Annotated in this window: 23 protein-coding genes; 9 read left to right on the top strand and 14 right to left on the bottom strand. The window is 72.4% G+C overall.

Annotated elements, in window-relative coordinates; genetic code table 11:
- Positions 1–43 precede the first annotated feature (43 nt).
- Positions 44–937: an NYN domain-containing protein gene (locus VKA29_RS21650; protein WP_324787540.1), complete on the bottom strand. Its 894-nt coding sequence runs from the start codon at positions 935–937 to the stop codon at positions 44–46.
- 238 nt (positions 938–1,175) lie between these two features.
- Between VKA29_RS21650 and VKA29_RS21645 the strand changes: the two genes are divergently transcribed.
- A complete protein-coding gene (locus VKA29_RS21645; RefSeq protein WP_093906763.1) occupies positions 1,176–1,328 on the top strand; it encodes a hypothetical protein in 153 nt (50 codons plus the stop codon).
- Between the two features lie 126 nt (positions 1,329–1,454).
- Here the strand turns inward: VKA29_RS21645 and VKA29_RS21640 are convergent, their stop codons facing one another.
- The 3 genes from VKA29_RS21640 to VKA29_RS21630 form a co-directional block, all read right to left on the bottom strand.
- Positions 1,455–2,060 (bottom strand): MarC family protein, encoded by a 606-nt coding sequence (locus VKA29_RS21640; RefSeq protein ID WP_324787539.1) that lies wholly within the window; start codon positions 2,058–2,060, stop codon positions 1,455–1,457.
- 85 nt (positions 2,061–2,145) lie between these two features.
- The gene (locus tag VKA29_RS21635; RefSeq protein ID WP_324787538.1) at positions 2,146–3,003 is read right to left on the bottom strand and encodes a PHP domain-containing protein; all 858 of its coding nucleotides are present in this window, start codon (positions 3,001–3,003) and stop codon (positions 2,146–2,148) included.
- Between the two features lie 302 nt (positions 3,004–3,305).
- Complete coding sequence (locus VKA29_RS21630; RefSeq protein ID WP_324787537.1) at positions 3,306–3,947, bottom strand: DUF6758 family protein; 642 nt, start codon at positions 3,945–3,947, stop codon at positions 3,306–3,308.
- Between the two features lie 157 nt (positions 3,948–4,104).
- Here VKA29_RS21630 and VKA29_RS21625 point away from each other — a divergent pair, with 157 nt between their 5' ends.
- Positions 4,105–5,328 (top strand): MFS transporter, encoded by a 1,224-nt coding sequence (locus tag VKA29_RS21625; protein ID WP_324787536.1) that lies wholly within the window; start codon positions 4,105–4,107, stop codon positions 5,326–5,328.
- Positions 5,329–5,388: 60 nt separating this feature from the next.
- On the opposite strand, the gene VKA29_RS21620 is transcribed toward VKA29_RS21625, so the two are convergent.
- On the bottom strand, positions 5,389–5,973 hold the full coding sequence (locus VKA29_RS21620) for a suppressor of fused domain protein (protein ID WP_324787535.1): 585 nt from the start codon (positions 5,971–5,973) through the stop codon (positions 5,389–5,391).
- A gap of 491 nt (positions 5,974–6,464) precedes the next feature.
- On the opposite strand from VKA29_RS21620, the gene VKA29_RS21615 reads away from it, so the two are divergent.
- Positions 6,465–7,598, top strand: a complete 1,134-nt coding sequence (locus VKA29_RS21615) for a magnesium and cobalt transport protein CorA (protein WP_324787534.1) — start codon at positions 6,465–6,467, stop codon at positions 7,596–7,598.
- Between the two features lie 22 nt (positions 7,599–7,620).
- Positions 7,621–8,133: a hypothetical protein gene (locus VKA29_RS21610; RefSeq protein WP_324787533.1), complete on the top strand. Its 513-nt coding sequence runs from the start codon at positions 7,621–7,623 to the stop codon at positions 8,131–8,133.
- Between the two features lie 165 nt (positions 8,134–8,298).
- On the opposite strand, the gene VKA29_RS21605 is transcribed toward VKA29_RS21610, so the two are convergent.
- Complete coding sequence (locus VKA29_RS21605; protein ID WP_324787532.1) at positions 8,299–9,042, bottom strand: hypothetical protein; 744 nt, start codon at positions 9,040–9,042, stop codon at positions 8,299–8,301.
- A 198-nt stretch (positions 9,043–9,240) separates the two neighbouring features.
- Between VKA29_RS21605 and VKA29_RS21600 the strand changes: the two genes are divergently transcribed.
- Genes VKA29_RS21600 through VKA29_RS21590 form a run of 3 tightly spaced genes read left to right on the top strand, consistent with a single transcriptional unit; the run spans position 9,241 to position 12,296 of the window.
- Positions 9,241–10,536: a magnesium transporter MgtE N-terminal domain-containing protein gene (locus VKA29_RS21600; protein ID WP_324787531.1), complete on the top strand. Its 1,296-nt coding sequence runs from the start codon at positions 9,241–9,243 to the stop codon at positions 10,534–10,536.
- Positions 10,526–11,119, top strand: coding sequence for a DUF1003 domain-containing protein (locus VKA29_RS21595; protein ID WP_324787530.1), 594 nt, complete (start codon positions 10,526–10,528; stop codon positions 11,117–11,119). The genes VKA29_RS21600 and VKA29_RS21595 overlap by 11 nt, the downstream gene beginning before the upstream one ends.
- 43 nt (positions 11,120–11,162) lie before the next feature.
- On the top strand, positions 11,163–12,296 hold the full coding sequence (locus VKA29_RS21590; protein WP_324787529.1) for an Mrp/NBP35 family ATP-binding protein: 1,134 nt from the start codon (positions 11,163–11,165) through the stop codon (positions 12,294–12,296).
- 223 nt (positions 12,297–12,519) lie between these two features.
- On the opposite strand, the gene VKA29_RS21585 is transcribed toward VKA29_RS21590, so the two are convergent.
- The 5 genes from VKA29_RS21585 to sigE all read right to left on the bottom strand — a co-directional run bounded on the left by VKA29_RS21585 (position 12,520) and on the right by sigE (position 18,041).
- Positions 12,520–13,191 carry a hypothetical protein gene (locus tag VKA29_RS21585; RefSeq protein ID WP_324787528.1) on the bottom strand — a complete coding sequence of 224 codons (672 nt, stop codon included), beginning with the start codon at positions 13,189–13,191 and terminating at the stop codon, positions 12,520–12,522.
- Between the two features lie 242 nt (positions 13,192–13,433).
- Positions 13,434–13,847, bottom strand: a complete 414-nt coding sequence (locus VKA29_RS21580; RefSeq protein WP_324787527.1) for a sec-independent translocase — start codon at positions 13,845–13,847, stop codon at positions 13,434–13,436.
- Positions 13,848–14,047: 200 nt separating this feature from the next.
- The gene (locus tag VKA29_RS21575) at positions 14,048–15,814 is read right to left on the bottom strand and encodes a trypsin-like peptidase domain-containing protein (protein ID WP_420718537.1); all 1,767 of its coding nucleotides are present in this window, start codon (positions 15,812–15,814) and stop codon (positions 14,048–14,050) included.
- A gap of 548 nt (positions 15,815–16,362) precedes the next feature.
- Positions 16,363–17,340 (bottom strand): anti-sigma factor family protein, encoded by a 978-nt coding sequence (locus VKA29_RS21570; RefSeq protein WP_324787525.1) that lies wholly within the window; start codon positions 17,338–17,340, stop codon positions 16,363–16,365.
- Positions 17,337–18,041 carry an RNA polymerase sigma factor SigE gene (gene sigE / locus VKA29_RS21565; RefSeq protein ID WP_324787564.1) on the bottom strand — a complete coding sequence of 235 codons (705 nt, stop codon included), beginning with the start codon at positions 18,039–18,041 and terminating at the stop codon, positions 17,337–17,339. The genes VKA29_RS21570 and sigE overlap by 4 nt, the downstream gene beginning before the upstream one ends.
- A 282-nt stretch (positions 18,042–18,323) precedes the next feature.
- On the opposite strand from sigE, the gene VKA29_RS21560 reads away from it, so the two are divergent.
- Positions 18,324–18,974 carry an O-methyltransferase gene (locus VKA29_RS21560; protein ID WP_324787524.1) on the top strand — a complete coding sequence of 217 codons (651 nt, stop codon included), beginning with the start codon at positions 18,324–18,326 and terminating at the stop codon, positions 18,972–18,974.
- Between the two features lie 174 nt (positions 18,975–19,148).
- Here VKA29_RS21560 and VKA29_RS21555 read toward each other — a convergent pair whose 3' ends face one another.
- Positions 19,149–19,316: a DUF3117 domain-containing protein gene (locus VKA29_RS21555; protein WP_003966491.1), complete on the bottom strand. Its 168-nt coding sequence runs from the start codon at positions 19,314–19,316 to the stop codon at positions 19,149–19,151.
- A 373-nt stretch (positions 19,317–19,689) separates the two neighbouring features.
- Here VKA29_RS21555 and VKA29_RS21550 point away from each other — a divergent pair, with 373 nt between their 5' ends.
- Entirely contained in the window at positions 19,690–20,493 is an 804-nt protein-coding gene (locus VKA29_RS21550) for an enoyl-CoA hydratase/isomerase family protein (protein WP_324787523.1), read from the top strand.
- Here the strand turns inward: VKA29_RS21550 and VKA29_RS21545 are convergent.
- Entirely contained in the window at positions 20,459–21,082 is a 624-nt protein-coding gene (locus VKA29_RS21545) for a DNA-3-methyladenine glycosylase I (protein WP_324787522.1), read from the bottom strand. The genes VKA29_RS21550 and VKA29_RS21545 overlap by 35 nt on opposite strands.
- Positions 21,079–21,450, bottom strand: a complete 372-nt coding sequence (locus VKA29_RS21540; RefSeq protein WP_324787563.1) for a DivIVA domain-containing protein — start codon at positions 21,448–21,450, stop codon at positions 21,079–21,081. The genes VKA29_RS21545 and VKA29_RS21540 overlap by 4 nt, the downstream gene beginning before the upstream one ends.
- Positions 21,451–21,552 lie beyond the last annotated feature (102 nt).

Raw genomic sequence — 21,552 nt, 5'->3', positions numbered from 1 at the left:
GGTGCACCGGGCGCACCGGGTGCGCCGGGTTCTCCCAGTGCTCCTAGTACAGCGCCCGCAGGTGCTCCCAGAAGCCGTCGCGCAGTGCGCGGCGCAGGTCCGCCTGGCCGCGCAGGGAGTACTGCAGCAGCCCCTCCGCCTCCACCAGCAGGTCCTGGTCCACGAAGCCGGGAAGGTAGGGGTGGCCGGGCAGGAGTTCCACGAGCGACTCGCGGCCGCGTGCCGCGAGCCACTTCGCCGCGATCTGCGCGCCCACGAAGCGCACGTCCTCGCGGGTCGGCCGGGCCGCCGTGCCCTCGTAGGCGGGCGCGGTGCGCCGGGAGACGTAGGGCTTGAAGAAGTCGAGGTCGAAGGTGCGCTGGCTGTCGACCTCCCAGAGCAGGGGCTCCGCCTGGTTGCGGCCCTCGGGCGCCTCGATGCCCCAGAGGTGGACGCGGGCGCCGTAGCCCTGGGCCGCCTCGACCGCGGACACCAGGTCCTCGTCGCCGCCGAGGAGCGCCGCGTCGCTGATGGCGCGGTGCCGGGCGAGGGACTCCAGGTCGGAGCGGATGAGTGAGTCGACGCCCTTCTGCTGGTTGTTGGCGTTGAGGTTGCCGAGGCGGACCTTCACGTCCGGCAGCTCGGCGATGCACTGCTGCTCGGAGGTGTGAATGCGGCGTCTGGCGCCGTCGTACCAGTAGACCCGCAGCAGCCGGCTGTCCGCGAAGATCGTGCGGGCGCGGTCGATGAACGCTTCGATGAGGCCCTCGGCGTCGAGGTCGAAGGCCCGGCGGTCCTCCGTGCCGGCGACCAGCCGCCCAGCGGCCGCGTACAGGTAGCCCGCGTCGACGAAGATCGCGTGAGTGGAGGGCGTCTTCGCCACCTCGGCGAGCATGCGCTGCAGCAGCTCGTTCGTGCGGTCGATGCGTGCGCTCAGCGCAGCGAGGTCGTCGTTCATCGCTTCCATTGTCCCGGCGGTCACGCTGCGAACACAACTGGTCCCGGTCAGTCTTCCGAACGAGCGACAACTGACTCTTACCGGTCAGTAATTAGCCGTTCGAAAAATTTCTTTAGCCAAGGGAATGTTTGTAACACGCAGCCCGTTGAATACGTGTGGAACAGGGGGCACCGACGCCTCGTGCGCCACCCACCCAGTAGTTCTCCTTCAGGAGGATGACCAGACGAAGGGAGAAGCCATGCGCTTCGAAATCATGCGACTCGACGAGGTCGACGGTACCCCCGTGGACAGCACCGTCGTGGACGCCGCCTCCGTCAACCGGATCGTTCAGCAGGCCGCCGCGATCGGACAGCGCCTGTGGATCCGCCCGGCCGAGACCACGGCCTCATAACAGCCGCGGATCACCGCGAGAGCTTCATTGCCCCCGGACGGCACCGTGCCGTGCGGGGGCTCTGTCGTTGCGGTGGGCCCGTCGCCCCGGGGGATCGGCCGAGGGGATCGGGCGGCGCCGAGGGGATCAGGCGGCTCCGACCACCTGGGTGACGCCGTTGATGATCTGCTGCACGGCGATCGCGGAGAGCATCATGCCCGCGAGCCGCGTCACCAGGACCACGCCGCCGTCCTTGATGACCCGGATGATCAGCAGCGAGTAGCGCATGACCAGCCACAGCACGACGTGGATGGCGAGGATCGCCGACCACACCGACACCTGCGAGGCCACACTGCCAGCCTTCTGCACGGCGAGGATGACGGAGACGATGGCGCCGGGGCCCGCCAGCAGCGGCATGCCCAGTGGCACGAGCGCCACGTTGACGTCCTTGGTCTGCTTCGGCTCGTCCGTCTTGCCGGTGAGCAGGTCGAGCGCGATCAGCAGGAGCAGCAGCCCGCCCGCGATCATCAGCGCGGGGACGGACACGTGCAGGTAGTCGAGGATCTGGTGGCCGAGGAGCCCGAAGACGACGATCACACCGCCCGCCACGCAGACGGCCTGGAAGGCCATCCGCTTCTGCACCTTGCCGGGGCGTCCGGCGGTCAGCGCGAGGAAGATCGGGGTGATCCCGGGGGGATCCATGATGACGAAAAGGGTGAGGAAGAGGGAGCCGAAGACGGCAGTGTCGAACATGGGGGCCTTGCAGGTGAGGGAGAAGCGGTGAATGGGGGTGACGTGCGACAGGCCGTCGGCGTGAGCGTGCGGCGGCCTTCGGCCTTCAGGCCCCGCCCGTCCCCGGCACCGGGAAGGCGCCCGTCGCCCGCCGCGTGATCTCCCCGTACACCTCGGGGTCCGTCAGGTACTCCCCGAGCACGCACGTCTTGCGGCTGCCGTGGTAGTCGCTGGACCCGGTCGTCAGCAGCCCCAGTTCCTTGGCTAGGCCGCGCAGCCGCGCCCGGGTGTCCTGGTCGTGGTCCATGTGGTCGACCTCGATGCCGTCGAGCCCGGCGGCGGCCATCTCGGCGATCGCCGGCTCGGGCACCGTGCGGCCCCGCTTGTCGGCGCCCGGGTGCGCGAAGACGGTGACCCCGCCCGCGGCCTTGACCAGCCGGATCGCCCGGAAGGGGTCGGTCTCGTGCTTCGGGACGTAGGCCCGGCCGCCGTCGGCCAGCCAGTCCCGGGTGAAGGCGTCGCCGACGGTCGGTACGACACCGAGTTCGACGAGCGCGGAGGCGACGTGCGGCCGTCCGACGGAGCCGTCGCCGGCGATGCGCTCGACCTGCTCCCAGGTGACCGGCACGCCCAGCTCGTTCAGCTTGGCGACCATGCCCTTGGCCCGCGGCACCCGGTCGTCGCGCACCAGCTCGCGCTCGGCCAGCAGCGCGGGCTCCTCGGGGTCGAAGAGGTAGGCCAGCATGTGCATGGAGACGCCGTCGATGCGGCAGGACAGCTCGGCGCCGGTGACGAGGGTGAGCCCCTCGGGCAGCGCGGCGATCGCCTCGGCGTGTCCGCGGGTGGTGTCGTGGTCGGTCAGCGCGACGACGTCCAGACCGGCCGCGGCGGCGTTGCGCACCAGCTGGGCCGGGGTGTCCGTGCCGTCGGAGGCGGTGGAGTGGGTGTGCAGGTCGATGCGCACGACGCGGACTCCAGGCGGTGACGGTACGGAAGGTGACGCTCAAGGGTAACCGCATTTCCGGACCGCCCCGTCACACCCGCAACCGCCGAGCGCCCCCTACAGGCAACGCCCAGCACAGCACAGCCCCGACCCGAACCGATCAGCCCGAGCCGATCACTCCGGACCGATCAGTCCAAGCCGTTCAGCCCGAGCCGATCACTCCGGGCCGATCAGCCCGAGCCGATCCGCCCGGACCAGCCGGACCGGACCACAGACCTCGCCCAGCCAGACGCCCCCGCACCGGCCCGGCGACGCTTCGGCCGCTACGGCTCCAGCAGGCGCGGCGAGAGTGCCCCGCACGGCACCAGTTCCAGCTCGGCGCCCGCCTCGCGCAGGTCCGTCAGCACCAGTTCGTCGTACAGCAGCAGCCCGGACTGCTCCGGCCACAGGACCGCCCACAGCCACATCCCGAGCGCCTCGCCCGCGAAGACCGCGCGGTCGTCGGGGGTGTCGGCGACGTGCCAGAGCGGGGTGGGACGACCACCGGCCAGGACCTTGGTCTCGGCCGGCTTCTCGACGTCCAGGTACGGCCCCGGATCCGGGGCGTCGATGCCCGCGTACCGCGCGCCGAGGCCGACGCCGAGCTCCTCGGCGACGAGGATCAGCTCCCCCATTCCGCCGAGCGGGCCGGGGCCCGAGCAGGCCACCGCGGTGGCACGGCCGCCGCTGCGGTCGTCGCCCGCGCACGCCACCCCGGTGAACAGCCAGCCGACCGGCAGCGGCCAGGGCATCCACACCGGCACCTGCGTGCGCTGCACCACGACGGTCAGGGCATCGACGCTGGGCGGGACCACGGGCTGCACCGGATGCACCGGCCCGTGCACCTCGCACTGCCAGGAATCGGCGAAGAGGCCGGGAGCCCTGACCCGGCCACCACACTTCGGGCAACTGGGTTCGCCCCTCATAGAGCCCCACGGTCCTACCCCCGCCCCGCCACGTCAAGGACGATCACCCGTCCGGACGGATCCCGTTCCGGACAAAATTAGATGCATCTTGCACTAATTAGACTCGCTAACCTACTGTGTGCAAATGCCAACTGATTCGACCCGGAGTGGGGGAAGCATGGACCCGTTCGACGCGGGAGCGGGCGGCATCCTGCGGCAGCCGAAGGCCGTGTGGGCGACCGCCGGGGCGTCCGTCGTGGCGTTCATGGGCATCGGGCTCGTCGACCCGATCCTGCCGTCCATCGCCGCGGGCCTGGACGCCACGCCCAGCCAGGTATCCCTCCTGTTCACCTCGTACTTCCTCATCACCGCCGTGGCGATGCTGCTCACCGGTTTCGTCTCCAGCCGCATCGGCGGCCGCCGGACGCTGCTGCTCGGCCTCGCGTTCGTGGTGGTCTTCGCCGGCCTGGCGGGCACCTCGGACTCGGTCGCCGAGCTGGTCGGCTTCCGCGCGGGCTGGGGCCTGGGCAACGCCCTGTTCGTCTCCACCGCCCTCGCGGTCATCGTCGGCGCGGCGGCCGGGGGCAGCGCCGCGGCGATCCTTCTCTACGAGTCGGCGCTCGGCCTCGGCATGGCGTGCGGCCCGCTGCTGGGCGCGCTGCTCGGCGACGCGAGCTGGCGCTACCCGTTCTTCGGCACGGCCTTCCTGATGGCGGTCGGCTTCCTGTGCATCACGGCGTTCCTGGGGGAACAGCCGAAGCCGGCCCGCAAGACCTCGCTGCTGGACCCGCTCGAGGCGCTCGGCCACGGCGGGCTCGCCTCCGCCGCGGTCTCGGCGTTCTTCCACAACTACACGTTCTTCACCGTGCTGGCCTTCACCCCGTTCGTGCTGCACATGACCCCCTACCGGTCGGGGGCGGTGTTCTTCGCCTGGGGTGTGCTGCTCGCCGTCTTCTCGGTGATCGTGGCGCCGCGCCTGCAGGAGCGGTTCGGCTCACTGAGGGTGCTCGGCGGTTCGCTGGCGCTGCTGGCGGCCGACGTGCTCGCGCTCGGATACGGCGACCACACCACGGCCGTCGTCTGCACGGTGCTGTCCGGCGCCTTCATCGGCGTGAACAACACGGTCTACACCGAACTGGCGCTCGGCGTGTCGGACGCTCCGCGCCCGGTGGCGAGCGCCGGCTACAACTTCGTGCGGTGGTTCGCGGCCGCGGCCGCGCCCTGCCTCGCGCCGAAGATCGAGGAGTGGACCGACCTCCACGTCCCGTTCGTGGTCGCGGCGGCCTCGGCGGTGCTGGGCGCGCTGGTGGTCCTCGTACGGCGCCGCGCGCTCACCGCCGAGGCGGAAGAACTCGGGGCGCGGCACGCCACGGAGGACGGCGTCGCCGTCTTCGCCGACTGACCGGCGCGCGGAACGCGGCGGTGAGCTTGCTCACTCCGGCCCGCTCCGGCCCGCTCCGGCTCACTCCAGCGGGACGGACCTCCGGGACGGATCCCTCAGGTCCGTCCCGTTCGCCAGCCAGCGCTCCTGGAGGGCCTGGGCGCCGTGCACCCGCTTCCAGGCGGCCTCGTTCGGCGTCATGGGCAGCAGGGGCAGGAACCGCACGGGGTCCAGGGGTTCGTCGAGTTCCAGGTCCTCGACCAGACCGCCGGGCTCGGCCACCAGGACCGAGGTGAACGGCGCGCCGGGCCACAGCGGTTCACCGACGTCGAGGGAGGCCCCCGGCGCCACGACCACGCCCTCCACCTGCGGGGACGCGGCGAGCACGGCGAGCGGGCGCAGCACCTTGTCGGTGTCGGCGGCACCGGCGCGGACGGAGAGGACCAACTCGGCGCGCGGCCCCCTGACGGGGTCGGCGACCACGGCCGTGGGGTCCGTCATCGGCCGCGCGGACATGCCGAGGGTGGCGTAGCGGACGACGTCCCCCTCGTGGAACCGGAGCACCTCGATGCGGTCCGTGCCGAGGAAGGTGACCGCGGCGCGCGCGTCCGGATCGCCCAGCGCGGTGCGCAACCGGGCCTCGACCAGAGGAAGAACATCAACCATGCGGCGAGCATAGATCTCGTCAGGGCAGGGCAAAGCGGCGCCTTGACACTTGGGGCGGCTGCTAGTCTGGCCCGGTGGTTCGGGGCAGCACGCCGAAGCGTGGCTATCGGGTCCCGACGCCGATGGGATTCCCTCACGGGGGACCGGCCGGAGGAGGTGGGGCTGCGATGGACCGAAGTCGACCGTGCAGTACCACCCGCTCTTCCTGTCGTTGATGTAGCTGCTGCGCCTCCCGCCGGCTGCCGCCTCTCGCATTCGCGTCTTCATCACGGAAGAGCACTTCGTTTCGTCTTGCCTGATCTGTCTGATCTGCATCAGTAGCTGAATCAGCAGCGAAGCGCGCCACCGCGACGGTGCGGTGCTCCCCGCTTTGTGGACGTGCCAAACATCCTTCCCCTTCCCAGCTTGGGGAGACGCGTTCAGGACGTCCCCATTCCGGGCAGTTCCACCCGTCGTCGCGGCCTCTCGCTGCTCGTGCGAAGGAGCCTGCCATGTCGATGATCCGCGACCTGCGTGCCGTGGTCCGCCCGTCCCGCCCCTCACTGCGCAAGGGGCCCGTGCGCATGGACAGCGGCCCGTACGACACCACCCGCGACCCCGCGACGCCCTCGGCCGTCGTCGACTGCGCCGTCTACCGCGACGGTGCCCGCGTCCAGACGCCGCAGCCGCTCACCCCGCACGAGGCGATGCGGCTGGTGCGCCGCGACGGCGGCTTCGTGTGGATCGGCCTGCACGAGCCGACCGAGGCGGAATTCGCCGGTATCGCCCGCGAGTTCGGGCTGCACCCGCTGGCCGTGGAGGACGCGGTCCAGGCCCACCAGCGGCCCAAGCTGGAGCGCTACGACGACTCCCTGTTCACGGTGTTCAAGACCATCCACTACCTCGACCACGACCAGCTCACCGCCACCAGCGAGGTCGTGGAGACCGGCGAGGTCATGTGCTTCACCGGCCGGGACTTCTTCATCACCGTCCGGCACGGCGGCCAGGGCTCGCTCCGGGCACTGCGCCACCGGCTCCAGGACGACCCCGAGCTGCTCGCCAAGGGGCCCTCGGCGGTGCTGCACGCGATCGCCGACCATGTCGTCGACGGCTACATCGCGGTCGCCGACGCCGTGCAGGACGACATCGACGAGGTCGAGACCGAGGTGTTCTCGCCGGGACGGCGGGGCGGGGTCTCGCGCGGTGTGGACTCGGCGCGGATCTACCAGCTCAAGCGCGAGGTGCTGGAGTTCAAGCGGGCCGTCTCGCCGCTGCTGCGGCCCATGCAGCTGCTCAGCGAGCGGCCGATGCGGCTGATCGACCCCGACATCCAGAAGTACTTCCGGGACGTCGCCGACCACCTCGCGCGCGTGCAGGAACAGGTCCTCGGCTTCGACGAACTGCTCAACTCCATCCTCCAGGCCAACCTCGCGCAGGCGTCGGTCGCGCAGAACGAGGACATGCGGAAGATCACCTCGTGGGCCGCGATCATCGCCGTGCCGACGATGGTGTGCGGGGTGTACGGCATGAACTTCGAGCACATGCCCGAGCTGCACTGGCGCTACGGCTACCCGGTGATCATGATGATCACCGGGGTGATCTGCCTGGGGATCCACCGCACCCTCAAGCGCAACGGCTGGCTGTGAGGCGCCTGGATAGGCTGGGCCCATGACAAGCGAGCTGCTCGAGCAGGCCCTCGTCGAGGAGGCCACCAAGAAGTCCGGCCTCATCTGGGTCCAGGGGCCCGGTGTCCCGGCCCGCGCGCTGTGGCACGTGTGGCACGAGGGCGCGGCGTGCGTGGTCGGCGACGGTCCGGGCGAACAGCCGCTGCCGGGACTGGCCGACCGGGGCACCGCCGAGGTCACCGTGCGCAGCAAGGACAAGGGCGGCCGGCTGCTGACCTGGACGGCGAACGTCGTGGAGCTCGCGTCCGGGTCCGAGGCGTGGACGGCCGCGGTGGCCGAGCTGAAGGGCAAGCGGCTCAACGCCCCCGACGGGGAGGCCGTGCCGGAGCGCTGGGCGCGGGAGTGCCGGGTGCTGCGGCTGGAACCGGCGGGCGGGACGCGGCCGCTGCCCGACGGGAGTCTCGCCGGGGCCCCGTTGCCGTCGCCGGCCACGACACGGCAGCCGGCCCCCGCGGCGCTGCCGCGGCTGCTGACGAAGCGGCGCAAGCGGAAGTAGCGTCGGCCGGCCGGCCGACGCGCGTCCGGCATCCGCCAGGACGTCCCGCGTCCCACGTCCGGCGCTCGGCATCCGTCAGGACGACCGGCCGTCAGGGCAACGACCGTCACAGCCGACCGGCCGTCAGGGCAACGGCCGTCACCGCGCTGACGGCCGTCAGCGCCGTCAGGACGACGGGAGCTGCCTGCCGTAGTCCACGGTCTCGCCCTTGTCCGGCTCGGTCAGGTCGAAGTCAGTGCCCCAGGCGGAGAAGGTCAGCGTCCCGGCGCCGCCCGCCCGGACCAGCCGGAGCGGGTAGGCCGTGCCCTGGAGGGAGACGTCCAGGGTGCCGCCGGAGCCGTCGTCCCCGGTGATCCGGATCGTGCGGACGCCCGCCTGCTCGTGGTGGCCGTCCTTGGCGAGCGTGCCGTGCAGCGTGAGCAGACCGTCGAGGAGGACGTCCTTGTCCGTGAAGCCGCTGAACTTCTTGTACGAGGGGTCGCCCTCGGGCACCTTCACGTACTTGCCCTCCAGCTTGTCGGCCGCGGCCACCTCCCCGTCGCCGTCCTGGTGGCTCCAGAAGTCCGCGTCGGCCTTGAGGTACAGGTGCTCGCCAACCCGCAGCAGCTTGAACGAGGCACCCTTGGAGGTGACCGCCCCGGTGGCGCCGTCGGACTTCAGACGCATGTCGATGCGGTAGGTGCGCCCGCTGGTGACCACGGTGCCGGAGAGGCGCACCGCGTCGGCGGACTCGGCGGCCTTCCTGGTCCGGGACTGGATCTGGTCGGCCGGCAGTCTGCCGACCCCGTTGGTGCCCGCGTCCGGGTCCTCGGAGCATCCCGCGAGGAGTCCCGCCCCTGTCACGACCAGCGCGCACACCCCGCTCACCAGCACGATCCGGCGGGTACGGCCCTGGGGAGTCGCAGTCACAGGTGGGGCTGCCTTTCTGACGGGTCCTGAGCGGCGTACGGCAGCGTACCGGGGCGGTGACCGGGCGGCGGAGCCGGTCCGACCGGCCCCCCTGCCAGGACGGCTCCGATCGGGACGGGCTAGCCTGAAGCCCACTCGAGCGGGCAATTCGGAAAAGAGACACCGTACGAAACACCCACGGGAGAAGGAGGCGCGGCCATGGCAGGGGGTGCCCCCCGGATCTTCGTCTCGCACCTCGCCGACGTCGCCGCGTTCGACCCGAACGGCGACCTGGTGGGCCGGGTACGGGACCTGGTCGTGATGCTGCGCGTCGGGCGGCGGCCCCCGCGGCTGCTCGGGATGGTCGTCGAACTGCCCACCCGGCGGCGGATCTTCCTGCCCATGACGCGGGTGACCGGCATCGAGTCCGGCCAGGTCATCACCACCGGCGTGCTCAACGTCCGCCGCTTCGAGCAGCGCCCCACCGAACGCCTGGTCTTCGGCGACCTCCTCGACCGGCGCGTGACGCTGACCGAGACCGGCGAGCAGGTCACCGTCCTCGACCTGTCGGTACGGCAGCTGCCGGCCCGCCGGGACTGGGAGATCGACCGCGTCTTCGTGCGCCGGGGCAGGACGGGCGGCGCCTTCCGGCGCGGCAAGGGCGAGACGCTGACCGTGGAGTGGTCCGCGGTCACCGGCTTCTCCCTGGAGGAGCACGGGCAGGGCGCCGAGAACCTCCTCGCCACCTTCGAGCAGCTGCGCCCCGCCGACCTCGCCAACGTGCTGCACCACCTCTCCGCCAAGCGCCGCGCCGAGGTCGCCGCCGCCCTCGACGACGACCGCCTGGCCGACGTGCTCGAAGAACTGCCGGAGGACGACCAGATCGAGATCCTCGGCAAGCTGAAGGAGGAGCGCGCCGCCGACGTGCTGGAGGCCATGGACCCGGACGACGCGGCCGACCTGCTCTCCGAACTGCCGGAGGAGGACAAGGAACGGCTGCTGAGCCTGATGCAGCCCGGCGACGCGGCCGACATGCGGCGCCTGATGTCGTACGAGGAGCACACCGCGGGGGGTCTGATGACGACCGAGCCGATCGTGCTGCGCCCCGACGCGACGGTCGCCGACGCGCTCGCCCGGGTCCGCAACCCCGACCTGTCCCCCGCGCTCGCCGCCCAGGTCTACGTCTGCCGCCCGCCCGACGACACCCCGACCGGCAAGTACCTCGGCACCGTCCACTTCCAGCGCATGCTCCGCGAGCCGCCCTACACCCTGGTCAGCTCCATCGTCGACGCGGACCTGCAGCCCCTCGTCCCCGAGGCGGCGCTGCCGGTGGTCGCCGGGTTCTTCGCGACGTACGACATGGTCGCGGCGCCCGTGGTGGACGAGGCCGGGTCGCTGCTGGGCGCGGTGACCGTCGACGACGTCCTGGACCACATGCTGCCGGAGGACTGGCGGGAGACCGAGTTCCACCTCAGCGGGGACGAGGGCGCGCAGGGGGTGGCCGGTGACTCCTGAGCGCGACGGCACCCGCGAGCGCACCGTGGCGGGAGCGACGGCGGCCGGCCGCGCCCGCCCCCGTCTGGACCAGCCGCGGCCGCGGCGCCGCCGGTTCCTGCCCGAATGGGACCCGGAGGCCTTCGGCCGCCTCTCGGAGCGCATCGCGCGCTTCCTGGGCACCGGCCGGTTCATCGTCTGGATGACGTTCGTCATCGTGCTGTGGGTGCTGTGGAACGTGACCGCGCCGCGCGAGCTGCGCTTCGACGAGTACCCGTTCATCTTCCTGACCCTGATGCTGTCCCTGCAGGCCTCCTACGCCGCCCCGCTGATCCTGCTGGCGCAGAACCGGCAGGACGACCGCGACCGGGTCAACCTCGAACAGGACCGCAAGCAGAACGAGCGGTCGATCGCGGACACCGAGTACCTGACCCGCGAGATCGCCGCCCTGCGCATGGGCCTGGGCGAGGTCGCCACCCGTGACTGGATCCGTTCCGAACTGCAGGACCTGGTCAAGGAACTGGACGGCAGGCGGGACGGCCACCACGAACCCGCCGTATTCCCGGCAGAACGGTCGCACGGACGTGACGTAGACGACCGGTGACGGGCGTGCCGGGGCCCCCGCGCGGCGCCGTACCATCGTCCTTATGGCTAGCGAAGACGCGGTGCGCGAAGCACTGGCGACGGTGAACGACCCCGAGATCAACCGCCCCATCACCGAGCTCGGGATGGTCAAATCGGTGGAGATCGGCGCGGACGGAGCGGTCGCGGTCACCGTGTACCTGACGGTCTCCGGCTGCCCCATGCGCGAGACGATCACGCAGCGCGTGACGGAGGCGGTCTCCCGCGTCGAGGGCGTCACGCGCGTCGACGTCTCGCTCGACGTGATGAGCGACGAGCAGCGCAGGGAACTGGCGAGCGCGCTGCGCGGCGGCCAGGCCGAGCGCGAGGTCCCCTTCGCCAAGCCCGGCTCGCTCACCCGGGTGTACGCGGTGGCGTCCGGCAAGGGCGGCGTCGGCAAGTCGTCGGTCACGGTGAACCTGGCGGCGGCGATGGCGGCGGACGGCCTGAAGGTCGGTGTCGTCGACGCCGACATCTACGGCCACAGCGTGCCGCGCATGCTGGGCGCCGACGGCCGGCCGACCCAGGTCGAGAACATGATCATGCCGCCGTCCGCGAACGGCGTGAAGGTCATCTCCATCGGCATGTTCACCCCGGGCAACGCCCCGGTCGTGTGGCGCGGGCCGATGCTCCACCGCGCGCTCCAGCAGTTCCTGGCGGACGTGTACTGGGGCGACCTGGACGTACTGCTGCTCGACCTCCCGCCGGGCACCGGCGACATCGCGATCTCCGTGGCCCAGCTGGTGCCCAACGCCGAGATCCTGGTCGTCACCACCCCGCAGCAGGCCGCCGCCGAGGTGGCCGAGCGGGCCGGCGCCATCGCCGTGCAGACCCACCAGAAGATCGTCGGCGTGGTGGAGAACATGTCCGGCCTGCCCTGCCCGCACTGCGGCGAGATGGTCGACGTCTTCGGCACGGGCGGCGGTCAGGCGGTCGCCGACGGCCTCACCCGCACGACGGGCGCGAACGTCCCGGTCCTCGGCAGCATCCCCATCGACGTCCGCCTGCGCGAGGGCGGCGACGAGGGCAAGCCGGTCGTGCTGACCGACCCGGACTCCCCGGCGGGCGCGGCCCTGCGGGGCATCGCCGGGAAGCTGGGCGGACGGCAGCGGGGCCTGGCCGGGCTGTCGCTCGGGCTCACGCCGAAGAACAAGTTCTGAGAGCGCGGCCGGTGCCGGGACCGCCGCGACAGCGCGGGCCCGGTTCCGGTACCGCCACGGCCTCGGGGCCGGTCTCACGACCGCCGTGGCTTCGGGGCCGGTCTCACGACCGCCGCGGCTTCGGGGGCGCCGTCCGGTGCGGTGGCGCCCCTTTTCGCCGTCCCCGGCCGGGCGTGGGCTCTCGCGCCGTCCCGGCCGGGCTCGGGCTCTCGCGCCGTCCCGGCTAGGCGTAGGCGGCGATGTCCTTGATCATGGCGAAGCCCAGTCCGTAGGCGCTCATGCCCCTGCCGTACGCGCCCAGGTGCACGCCTTCCTGCGTGGACCCGGCGAGCACCCAGCCGAACTCCGACTCGCGGTAGTGGAACGGCGTGGGAACCCCGTCGACGGGCAGGGAGAGCATCGACCACTCGGGGTCGGCCAGGTCGTCGGCCAGCGCCCACGCCGTCTCCGTCTGCTGCTCCAGCCAGTCGTCGCGCAGGCTGTGGTCCATCTGACCGGGCCAGGTGAAGGACAGCAGCCCGACCCCGGCCAGCCACGCCGCCGAGGACACCGAGGTGGCCTCCAGCAGCCCCGTGCCGTCGGCGCTGCGCCGGGACGGGTTCGCCGCGACGGTCACCACGACCGCGAACCGCTCCTTGGGCTCGTCGGACGCCCCGGCCGCGTACTCGTTCTTCACGGAGGGCTCGTCGCCGTGCCCGATCGAACCGTGCTCGACGGCCCCGTCGGCCGCCGTACCGACCTGCATCAGCCAGCGCGGCCCCGTGAACGCCTCGTCGAGGCCGTACCACGGGAAGGGCGCCTGCAGGTAGCCGTCGACCGTACGCCGGGCGGAGGGGACCTGTTGTCCGCCCTCCGCGGCCGGCGCCTGCGCGACTGCCCGACTCGTCGTCTCCATGTGCCCGGACGCCTCCTCGCTCTCGTCGGACCGGAGCGGCCCGCCCCCCTTCGGGCGGCGTTGCTCTTTCGTATCCGGCCCGCGCAACAACTCGGCAGCATATCCACCCCGCTGGGAGCAACCGGGAAAGCGCCCGGCGCGTGAGCCGCCGAGAAGTCGTGATCAAGCCGTCCGGGCGCCCGCGCGAGGTATGAAACGCGTCACGTGCGGCGGGTGTGACCAGCGGCGACGCGAGCCAGGGGTCAGGTGGCGTCGGCGTCGAAGGGCGGGCGGTCGTCGGCTTCGGGCTTCTTGACCATGTCGACGCGTCCGGCGGCCGGCGAGGGGTCGCTGTCGCGGCTGTGGACGGCGTCCGTGACCTCGGCCATCTCCTTCTTCAGGTCGAAGCCGTTGCGGATCTCCTTCAGCCCCAGGTCGTCGTTGTCCAGGTGCTTGCGGATGAACGTCTTGGGGTTGAGGTCCTCGAACTCGAAGTCCTTGAACTCCGGTCCCAGCTCCTGCCGGATGTCGTGCTTGGCGCTCTCCGAGAACTCACGGATCTTGCGGATGGTCCGCATGACGTCCTGGATGACCTTGGGGAGCTTGTCCGGACCGAAGACGAGCACGGCGAGGACAACGAGCGTGACCAGCTCGAGCGGCCCTATGTCATTGAACACCTGAAGCTCCTCGCCATCTCCTCGGTCCTCGGCCCTCGGTGGTCTCTGTGCGGGTCTTCCGTGGTCCGGGCCGGGTCCACGGTACCCGGCGATTCGGTACGACCGGTACCGTCCCGTGGGCAGCGAGTTGTCCACATGGCGGTTTTTCGGGGTCGTGTGGCCGGGGAGCAGGCGCGGGGCCCTCGTCCGTGGGGTCGCTGTCAATTCCCGTCCGAGGACCCGAGCACGAGCGGGATCTTCTTGATGATGCCGTCCCGCCGCACCGTCAGCTCCAGCCGGTCCCCGGGGCGGTGGGCCCGTATCTTGACGATCAGTTCCTCGCCGGAGTGGACGCGCTGGCCGTCGACCTCGGTGATGACGTCGCCCGGCTCGATACCGGCCTTGTCGCCGGGGCCGCCCGCGTTGACGGCGGGCTGGCCGCCGCTGCCCTTGGTGCCGACGCGCGCGCCGTCGCCCGTGTAGTCCATGTCGAGGGTGACGCCGATGACCGGGTGGGTCGCCCTGCCGGTGTTGATCAGCTCCTCGGCGACGCGCTTGGCCTGGTTGACGGGGATGGCGAACCCGAGCCCGATCGAGCCGGCCTGGCCGCCGTCCGGTTGCGAGCCGCTGTCGGCGGAGCGGATGGCGGAGTTGATGCCGATGACGCGGGCCTGGGAGTCGAGCAGGGGCCCGCCGGAGTTGCCCGGGTTGATGGGTGCGTCGGTCTGCAGCGCGTCGACGTACGACACGTCGCTGCCGTCCCCGCTCTCCCCGCCGGCCGTGATGGGCCGTTCCTTGGCGCTGATGATGCCGGAGGTGACCGTGCCTTCCAGGTCGAAGGGCGCGCCGATGGCGACGACGGGGTCGCCGACCTGGACGTTGTCGGAGTTGCCGAGGGGCATCGGCTTGAGGCCGCTCACGCCTTCCACCTGCACGACGGCGAGGTCGTAGCCGCTGTCCCGGCCGACGACGGTGGCCTTGGCGGTGTCGCCGCTGCTGAAGGTCACGGATATCCGGCCGCCGGAGCCGGCCGGCTCGACGACGTGGTTGTTGGTGAGGATGTGGCCCTGCGCGTCGAGCACGAAGCCCGTACCGGTGCCGGACTCCTCCTGGCCGGTCACGTGCAGGGTCACCACGCTGGGCAGGGCCCGTGCGGCGATCCCGGCCACGCTGTCCGGGGCGCGCCCGGTGGGCTCCTTGCCGGCCTGCGGCAGCTCCACGTCGCCCACGCCGCCGTGACGCTCGAGATACGAGCCGAGGGCGCCGCCCACGCCGCCCGACACGAGCGCGAGCAGCACGGCCCCGGCCACCAGCCCCTTCCTGGCCCGCCGGGGCCGGGGGGCGCCGGTGTGCTGAAGCGGGGCGGCGGCCCAAGGGTCGTAGTTCCGCCAGGGAGCGGCGGGCGGAACGTCGCCACCGGCGCTCGCCACCGGCTGCGGGATCGGGGCGGCACCGACCGGGAGGGGCGCCGCGGGGGCGGGCACGCCGGGCGCGGGGACAGCCGGGCCGGGGGCCGCGGCTACGGGCGCACCGGGCGTCGCGGGCTGCGCGGGCTGTACGGGCGCGGGCTGTACGGGCTGCATGGGCTGTACGGGCGCGGGCTGTACGTGCTGCGCGGGCTGTACAGGCTGCGTGGGCTGTACGAGCGCGGGCTGTACGGGCTGTACGGGAGTCGGCTGTACGGGCGTGGGTGGCGGGGGGACGGTCGCGCCGGGCACCGGCAGGGGCGTCTGCGGGGGCGTGGCCGCCGTGCCGGGCGCCGGTGCGGGGGTTCCGTGCGTGGGGGTGGCCGCGGGGTGCTGGACCGGTGGAGCGGGCGCCCAGGGGCCGGGTTCGCCGTAGGGCGGGGTGCTGTAGGGGTCGGGATCGTGCAGGGGCCTGGGGCGTTCGGCCGAGGGTGCGGCCGCGGGGGCGACCGGATCGGATGCGGTCGCTGGGGCGACCGGGCCGGGGTCCGACGCCGGTACGGCGGCGGCCGGGCGCTCCAGCTCGGAGTCACCGTCGGTGCCGGGGCGGTCGACGGGGACGCCGGTCCCGGCGCGGTCGGCCGACGGGTCTGCCGGCTCGACGGGGGCCGCCGCGGCCGGCCTGGCCAGTTCGAAGTCGCCGTCGGTGCCGGGGCGGTCGACGGGGACGCCGGTCCCGGCGCGGTCGGCCGACGGGACTGCCGACTCGACGGGGGCCGCCGCGGCCGGCCTGGCCAGCTCGAAGTCGCCGTCGGCGGAGCCACCGTCGGGTGCGGGCGTCGCCGACGCGGCCGGCGCCGGGTCCGTGCCCTCCGCCCGGACCGGCGGGTTCCACGATTCCGACGGGTCCGACGGGTCCGCCGGGTGCGACGGGCCCTGCGGTCGCGGGCGGCTCCACCACTTCGCCTTCGTGGGCTTCCCCTCGTTCATGTTCTCCCCACAGCTGGCCGCGGCACGGCTCGTCACCGCCGGCCCCGGTTGTCCGACTCCGCGCCCGGGCCAGGTCACGTCCTGGCCACGGGCATGGCTCACCCCGGATTCAACCAGGTTCCCGGGCGGCCGGTCAGCGGTCAGCGTGCGGTGCGCGACGGGGAGGGGGATGCGGAGGACGGGTCGGGGGCGGGCGCGGCGAGCATGCCGGGGGACCTGACCTCGGGCGCGGTGGACCAGGAGGTCAGGGTGAACGGCGGGGCGACGCTGGTGAGCGGCCGTATCAACGGTGACATGACGGCCGCACCGGCCATCACGGGCCCGGTCAGCGGGGGTGTGGCCTGCTGCGTCTGCCCGGAGCCCGCGGGGCTCGGTATGCCCGGCAGCAGCGGCGCGGAGACCTGCGTGGGGGCCGTCGTGGTGTCGCCGAGCATGCGCTGGCCCTGGGCGAACACCGGGCCGGTGCCGCGGCGCCGCTGGCTCTCGGGAGCCGTCGCGTTCCCGGTGCCCGGCGACCGCATCGGCGTGACGTTGCTGCCGGTGCCGTTGCCGCCGCGGGCGTCCGCGGTGTCGGCCGGTGAGCCGCCCGTGACACCGCCCAGCGCGATCGCGGCGAGCGACACCGCACCGGCGGCGGCGAACGCGATCCGCAGTCCGCGGGAGGACGGACGCTCCGGCTCGCGGTGGCCGACGTCGTGGACGGGGAAGCCGTGGTCGGCGTCGGGTGCGGCGGTGTGCGCGCGGGCGGGGACGTAGCCGAACTCGAAGCGCTCGCCTCGTCTCAGCCCGAACACTCCGCCGCCGAACCGTCCGGAGGCCGCTGCGGGGAGTCCTCCCCCGCCGAAGGGCGAGCCGCCGTCCGTGTCGTCACCTCCCGCCGGGAGTCCCTGGAGACGGGCCAGGAAGCTCTCGGAGGGGGACGGCGGGGCCGCCTCCGCGAAGACGTTCTTCAACTGCCGCTGGGCGTCGGCCTCCGCCTTGCACCTGGCGCAGGTGGCCAGGTGGGCGAGGACACGCTCGCGCGACTCGTGACCGAGCTCTCCGTCCACCAGGGCGGAGAGTCGGTCTCCCAGATGCTGCTCGGACAGGCGCCTCTCGGCGGGGCTTGATCCACTCACGCGGTCGCGCCCCCTCCCCCCAGCGCGGGGACACGGGCCATGAAGGAGCGGCGCTCGGCCGCCCGGGCCTGCGGGGAGCGGTGGGCGAGGGCCTTGCGCAGCTGCGAGCGGCCGCGGTGGATGCGCGAGCGGACCGTGCCGAGCTTGACGCCGAGGGTGGCGGCGATCTCCTCGTACGACAGCCCCTCGATGTCGCACAGGACGACCGCGGCGCGGAACTCGGGCGCGAGCGTGTCGAGGGCCTGCTGGACGTCCGCGTCGAAGTGCGCGTCGTTGAAGACCTGCTGCGGGTTGGGCTCGCGGCTGGGCAGGCGCTCGGCCGCGTCCTCGCCGAGGGCGTCGAAGCGGATGCGCTGCTTGCGGCGGACCATGTCGAGGAACAGGTTGGTGGTGATGCGGTGCAGCCAGCCCTCGAAGGTCCCCGGCGTGTACGTCGACAGGGAGCGGAAGACGCGGACGAAGACCTCCTGGGTGAGGTCCTCGGCGTCGTGCTGGTTGCCCGTGAGGCGGTAGGCCAGCCGGTAGACGCGTCCGCTGTGGGTGCTGACGATCTCCTCCCAGGTGGGCGGAGTCCACGCCTGCCCGTCCGCGTCGGTGGAGAAGGTCGCGGTCCGGTCGTTCTCAGCGGCGTGGCTGTGGTCAGCAGCGGTGTCGTTCACGGATTTCGGCCTGCCCGCCGATCCGAGAAAGCGCCACAGCACTCCTCCCCGATCCACAGGTACGGCCGCACCTCCCCTGTCGGCTCTGGTGGTGTCCAGTGGAGCCCCTACCATAGCCACCTCGCCCGTTAGCTCCGGATAAGCGGTTTTACGAGAATTTGATGTGGGCTGGCACCGCTCGGGCCGCTGCGCCCGCAGTTGCTCCGGTGTCCGCCCGGCGTCGTGATCCAACTGTGTCCCCCCGCTGTCGTCTCCACCCCTCTAAACGCCTGGTCCCATCTGCGGGTTCCCGGCGCCAACGGATACAGTCACGCCCAGGCAACCATGGGACAGGAGAGGGTCATTACCGGCAACCGGCAGACGAGCTGGGCGTTCGCCGACGCCTATGTCGCCGAGGACGAAGCGCTGCGCTGGGCCCGGGACCGGGCCCGCGAGGCGGGGCTGCGCTCGGTGTCGCCCGGCACGGGCGCCGCGCTGCGGTTGCTGGCCGCCTCGGTGGACGCGAAGGCGGTGGCGGAGATCGGCACCGGCACCGGCGTCTCCGGGATCCATCTGCTGCACGGCATGCGCCCCGACGGGGTCCTGACGACCGTGGACCCCGAGCCGGAGCACCAGCAGTTCGCCCGCCAGGCCTTTCGCGCGTCCGGATTCGCCAGCAACCGCGCCCGCTTCATCCCGGGGCGCGCGCTGGACGTGCTGCCCCGGCTCGCGGACGCCGGCTACGACCTCGTCTTCTGCGACGGCGACCGGCAGGAGGTCATGGACTACCTCGCTGAATCGTTGCGCCTGCTGCGTACGGGCGGCCTGGTGGTTTTCGAGGGCGTCTTCGCAGCCGGCCGCACGGTGGACTCGGGACCGCAGCCCACGGAGGTGCTGCGGCTGCGGGAACTGCTGCGCGGGGTGCGGGAGAGCCCTGAGCTGTTGCCGTCGCTGCTGCCGGTGGGCGACGGGCTGCTGTGCGCGGTCAAGCGCTAGCCGCACCGCCGGTGTCGGCGCCGTCCTCGACGTCGGCGTCGGCGTCGGCGTTGAGGACGGACGAGGGCGAGGCGGGCGGGGCCCCGGACAGCACCGGAAGGCAGCGGTGCCGAAACAGCGGCCCCGGCACCGCTTGGGTGCCGGGGCCGCCGAAGGGGTATGGTCGCTTCCGCGTCAGCCGACGACCTTCTTGAGGGCGTCGCCCAGCGCGTCGGCCTCGTCAGGGGTCAGCTCGACGACGAGCCGACCGCCGCCTTCGAGCGGAACGCGCATGACGATGCCCCGCCCCTCCTTGGTCACCTCGAGCGGGCCATCACCCGTTCGCGGCTTCATGGCCGCCATGCTCGTTCCCCTTCCTGAAACCAGCTCATCGTCAAAGCCGACGGCCCCGGAGGGCACGCGCGGTCCTGGCGGGACACGCAACACCGGCATCGAACACATTGCTTCCCAGCCATTATCCCGCATCTCAGGACCCGATGACCAACATCGGTAGGCATCGCTTGGGCAACGCGCGCGAGCAAAACCACTCAATTCGGCGATGTGGCTGCGATACTTCGCCGCCGTGCGGACTCTCGCCTCCCCGAAACCGGGCCGGATTCTTTGACGCAGGTCACACGTCCGCTGCGGTGCGCGGACGGTGATCTCCGTCATGCTGTCCTTCGGACAGGGCGTACCGGCCGGTACGCCGCGACCGCGACATGCGGAGGGGACACACATGGCCGACACCGTGCTCTACGAGGTGGGCGACGGGCTCGCGACGATCACGCTGAACCGCCCCGAGGCGATGAACGCGCTGAACATCGCGACCAAGGTCGCCCTGCGGGACGCGGTCCGGGCCGCGGCGGAGGACGACGCCGTGCGGGCGGTGCTGCTGACCGCCGCCGGGGACCGGGCGTTCTGCGTGGGGCAGGACCTCAAGGAGCACATCGGGCTGCTGGCGCAGGACCGGGAGACCGGCACCTCGCACACCATGAGCACGGTGCGCGAGCACTACAACCCCATCGTGCGGGCGCTGACGGAGATGCCGAAGCCGGTGGTGGCGGGGGTGAACGGGGTCGCGGCCGGGGCCGGCTTCGGTTTCGCGCTCGCCGCGGACTTCCGGGTGGTGGCCGACACGGCCGCCTTCAACACCTCGTTCGCCGGGGTGGCGCTGACCGCCGACTCCGGGATCTCCTGGACGCTGCCGCGCGTCGTCGGGCCCGCTCGCGCCGCCGACCTGCTGCTCTTCCCGCGCAGCGTCAAGGCGCAGGAGGCGTACGAACTGGGGATCGCCAACCGCCTGGTGCCGGCCGGCGAGCTGCGCGCGGAGGCCGAGAAGGTGGCGCGGGCGCTGGCCGAGGGGCCGACGGTGGCGTACGCGGCGATCAAGGAGGCGGTGGCGTACGGGTTCTCCCACTCGTTCGCGGAGACGCTGGAGAAGGAGGACGAGCTGCAGACCCGCGCGGGACGGTCGGCGGACCACATGATCGCGGTGGAGGCGTTCGTCAACAAGGAGAAGCCGAAGTACCTGGGACGCTGAGCGCGTCGCGGGACGCATCGCGCGCGACGCATCCTTCCAGGTGGTCGTCGACCAGACCGCAGGCCTGCATCAGCGCGTAGGCGGTCGTCGGGCCGACGAAGCGCAGGCCCCGCTTCTTCAGGGCCTTGGACAGGGCCGTCGACTCCGGGGTGACCGCGGGGACGTCGGACAGCGTCTTCGGCGCCGGCCCGGGGGCCGGGGCGTGGGACCAGATCAGGGCGTCCAGCTCGCCCGGCGACCAGTCGGCGAGCACGCGCGCGTTGGCGCAGGTGGCGTCGATCTTGGCGCGGTTGCGGATGATGCCCGGGTCGGCGAGGAGGCGCTCGCGGTCCTCGTCCGTGAAGGCCGCGACCGCCGTGATCTCGAAGCCGGCGAAGGCGGCGCGGAAGCCGGGGCGGCGGCGCAGGATGGTGATCCAGGACAGGCCGGACTGGAACGCCTCCAGGCTGAGCCGCTCGAAGAGGGCGTCGTCGCCGTGGACCGGGCGGCCCCACTCCTCGTCGTGGTACGTCACGTAGTCGGGGGTGGACAGGGCCCAGGGGCAGCGCGGGGCGCCGTCGGGGCCGACGAGTGCGGCCGTGTCGTTCACTGCTGGTCCTCCGGGCCGTGCGCGGGCTTGTCGAGGGGGGTGGGGGCGTCGTGGGCGGTGTGGGCGGCGGCCCGCGCGCCCGCCAGCGCGGTCTCCAGGTCGGTGATGCGGGCGTCGCGCTCGGCGAGCTCGGCGGCCAGGCGGTTCAGGGCGTCGTCGACGTCCGTCATGCGGTAGCCGCGGGCGGCGAGGGGGAAGCGGAGGTCGTCGACGTCGGCGCGGCTGAGCGGGCGGTCCGGCGGCAGGGGGTCGTGCAGCCGCTCCGGGACGGCCTCCGGGAGCGGACCTTCTCCTCCGCCGCCGCCCACCACGGCCAGTGTCACCGCCGCCACCACGACGGCCAGAGCGACGACCAGGAACAGGAACATAACCATCGCCGGGGTCCCCAAGCTCGATGTTCGTACAGCCTCGATGTGTCAGGGTCCGATCGTGCCATGCGACGCTGGCGGTTAGGGTCGCAGGCGGCCGAA

Origin of the sequence: Streptomyces sp. H51 (genome assembly GCF_035656535.1) — a bacterium.
GTDB lineage: Bacteria > Actinomycetota > Actinomycetes > Streptomycetales > Streptomycetaceae > Streptomyces.
The sequence above is the reverse complement of the archived record's forward strand: the minus strand, read 5'-3'. Positions and strand labels throughout refer to the sequence as shown.

Coding starts and splice junctions, on each gene's coding strand:
- VKA29_RS21585 (WP_324787528.1), bottom strand. CDS start 13,191: ATGGAGACGACGAGTCGGGCAGTCGCGCAGGCGCCGGCCGCGGAGGGC.
- VKA29_RS21610 (WP_324787533.1), top strand. CDS start 7,621: ATGACAAGCGAGCTGCTCGAGCAGGCCCTCGTCGAGGAGGCCACCAAG.
- VKA29_RS21640 (WP_324787539.1), bottom strand. CDS start 2,060: ATGTTCGACACTGCCGTCTTCGGCTCCCTCTTCCTCACCCTTTTCGTC.
- VKA29_RS21590 (WP_324787529.1), top strand. CDS start 11,163: ATGGCTAGCGAAGACGCGGTGCGCGAAGCACTGGCGACGGTGAACGAC.
- VKA29_RS21650 (WP_324787540.1), bottom strand. CDS start 937: ATGAACGACGACCTCGCTGCGCTGAGCGCACGCATCGACCGCACGAAC.
- VKA29_RS21600 (WP_324787531.1), top strand. CDS start 9,241: ATGGCAGGGGGTGCCCCCCGGATCTTCGTCTCGCACCTCGCCGACGTC.
- VKA29_RS21645 (WP_093906763.1), top strand. CDS start 1,176: ATGCGCTTCGAAATCATGCGACTCGACGAGGTCGACGGTACCCCCGTG.
- VKA29_RS21615 (WP_324787534.1), top strand. CDS start 6,465: ATGTCGATGATCCGCGACCTGCGTGCCGTGGTCCGCCCGTCCCGCCCC.
- VKA29_RS21555 (WP_003966491.1), bottom strand. CDS start 19,316: ATGGCGGCCATGAAGCCGCGAACGGGTGATGGCCCGCTCGAGGTGACC.
- VKA29_RS21620 (WP_324787535.1), bottom strand. CDS start 5,973: ATGGTTGATGTTCTTCCTCTGGTCGAGGCCCGGTTGCGCACCGCGCTG.
- VKA29_RS21540 (WP_324787563.1), bottom strand. CDS start 21,450: ATGTTCCTGTTCCTGGTCGTCGCTCTGGCCGTCGTGGTGGCGGCGGTG.
- VKA29_RS21630 (WP_324787537.1), bottom strand. CDS start 3,947: ATGAGGGGCGAACCCAGTTGCCCGAAGTGTGGTGGCCGGGTCAGGGCT.
- VKA29_RS21560 (WP_324787524.1), top strand. CDS start 18,324: ATGGGACAGGAGAGGGTCATTACCGGCAACCGGCAGACGAGCTGGGCG.
- VKA29_RS21550 (WP_324787523.1), top strand. CDS start 19,690: ATGGCCGACACCGTGCTCTACGAGGTGGGCGACGGGCTCGCGACGATC.
- VKA29_RS21625 (WP_324787536.1), top strand. CDS start 4,105: ATGGACCCGTTCGACGCGGGAGCGGGCGGCATCCTGCGGCAGCCGAAG.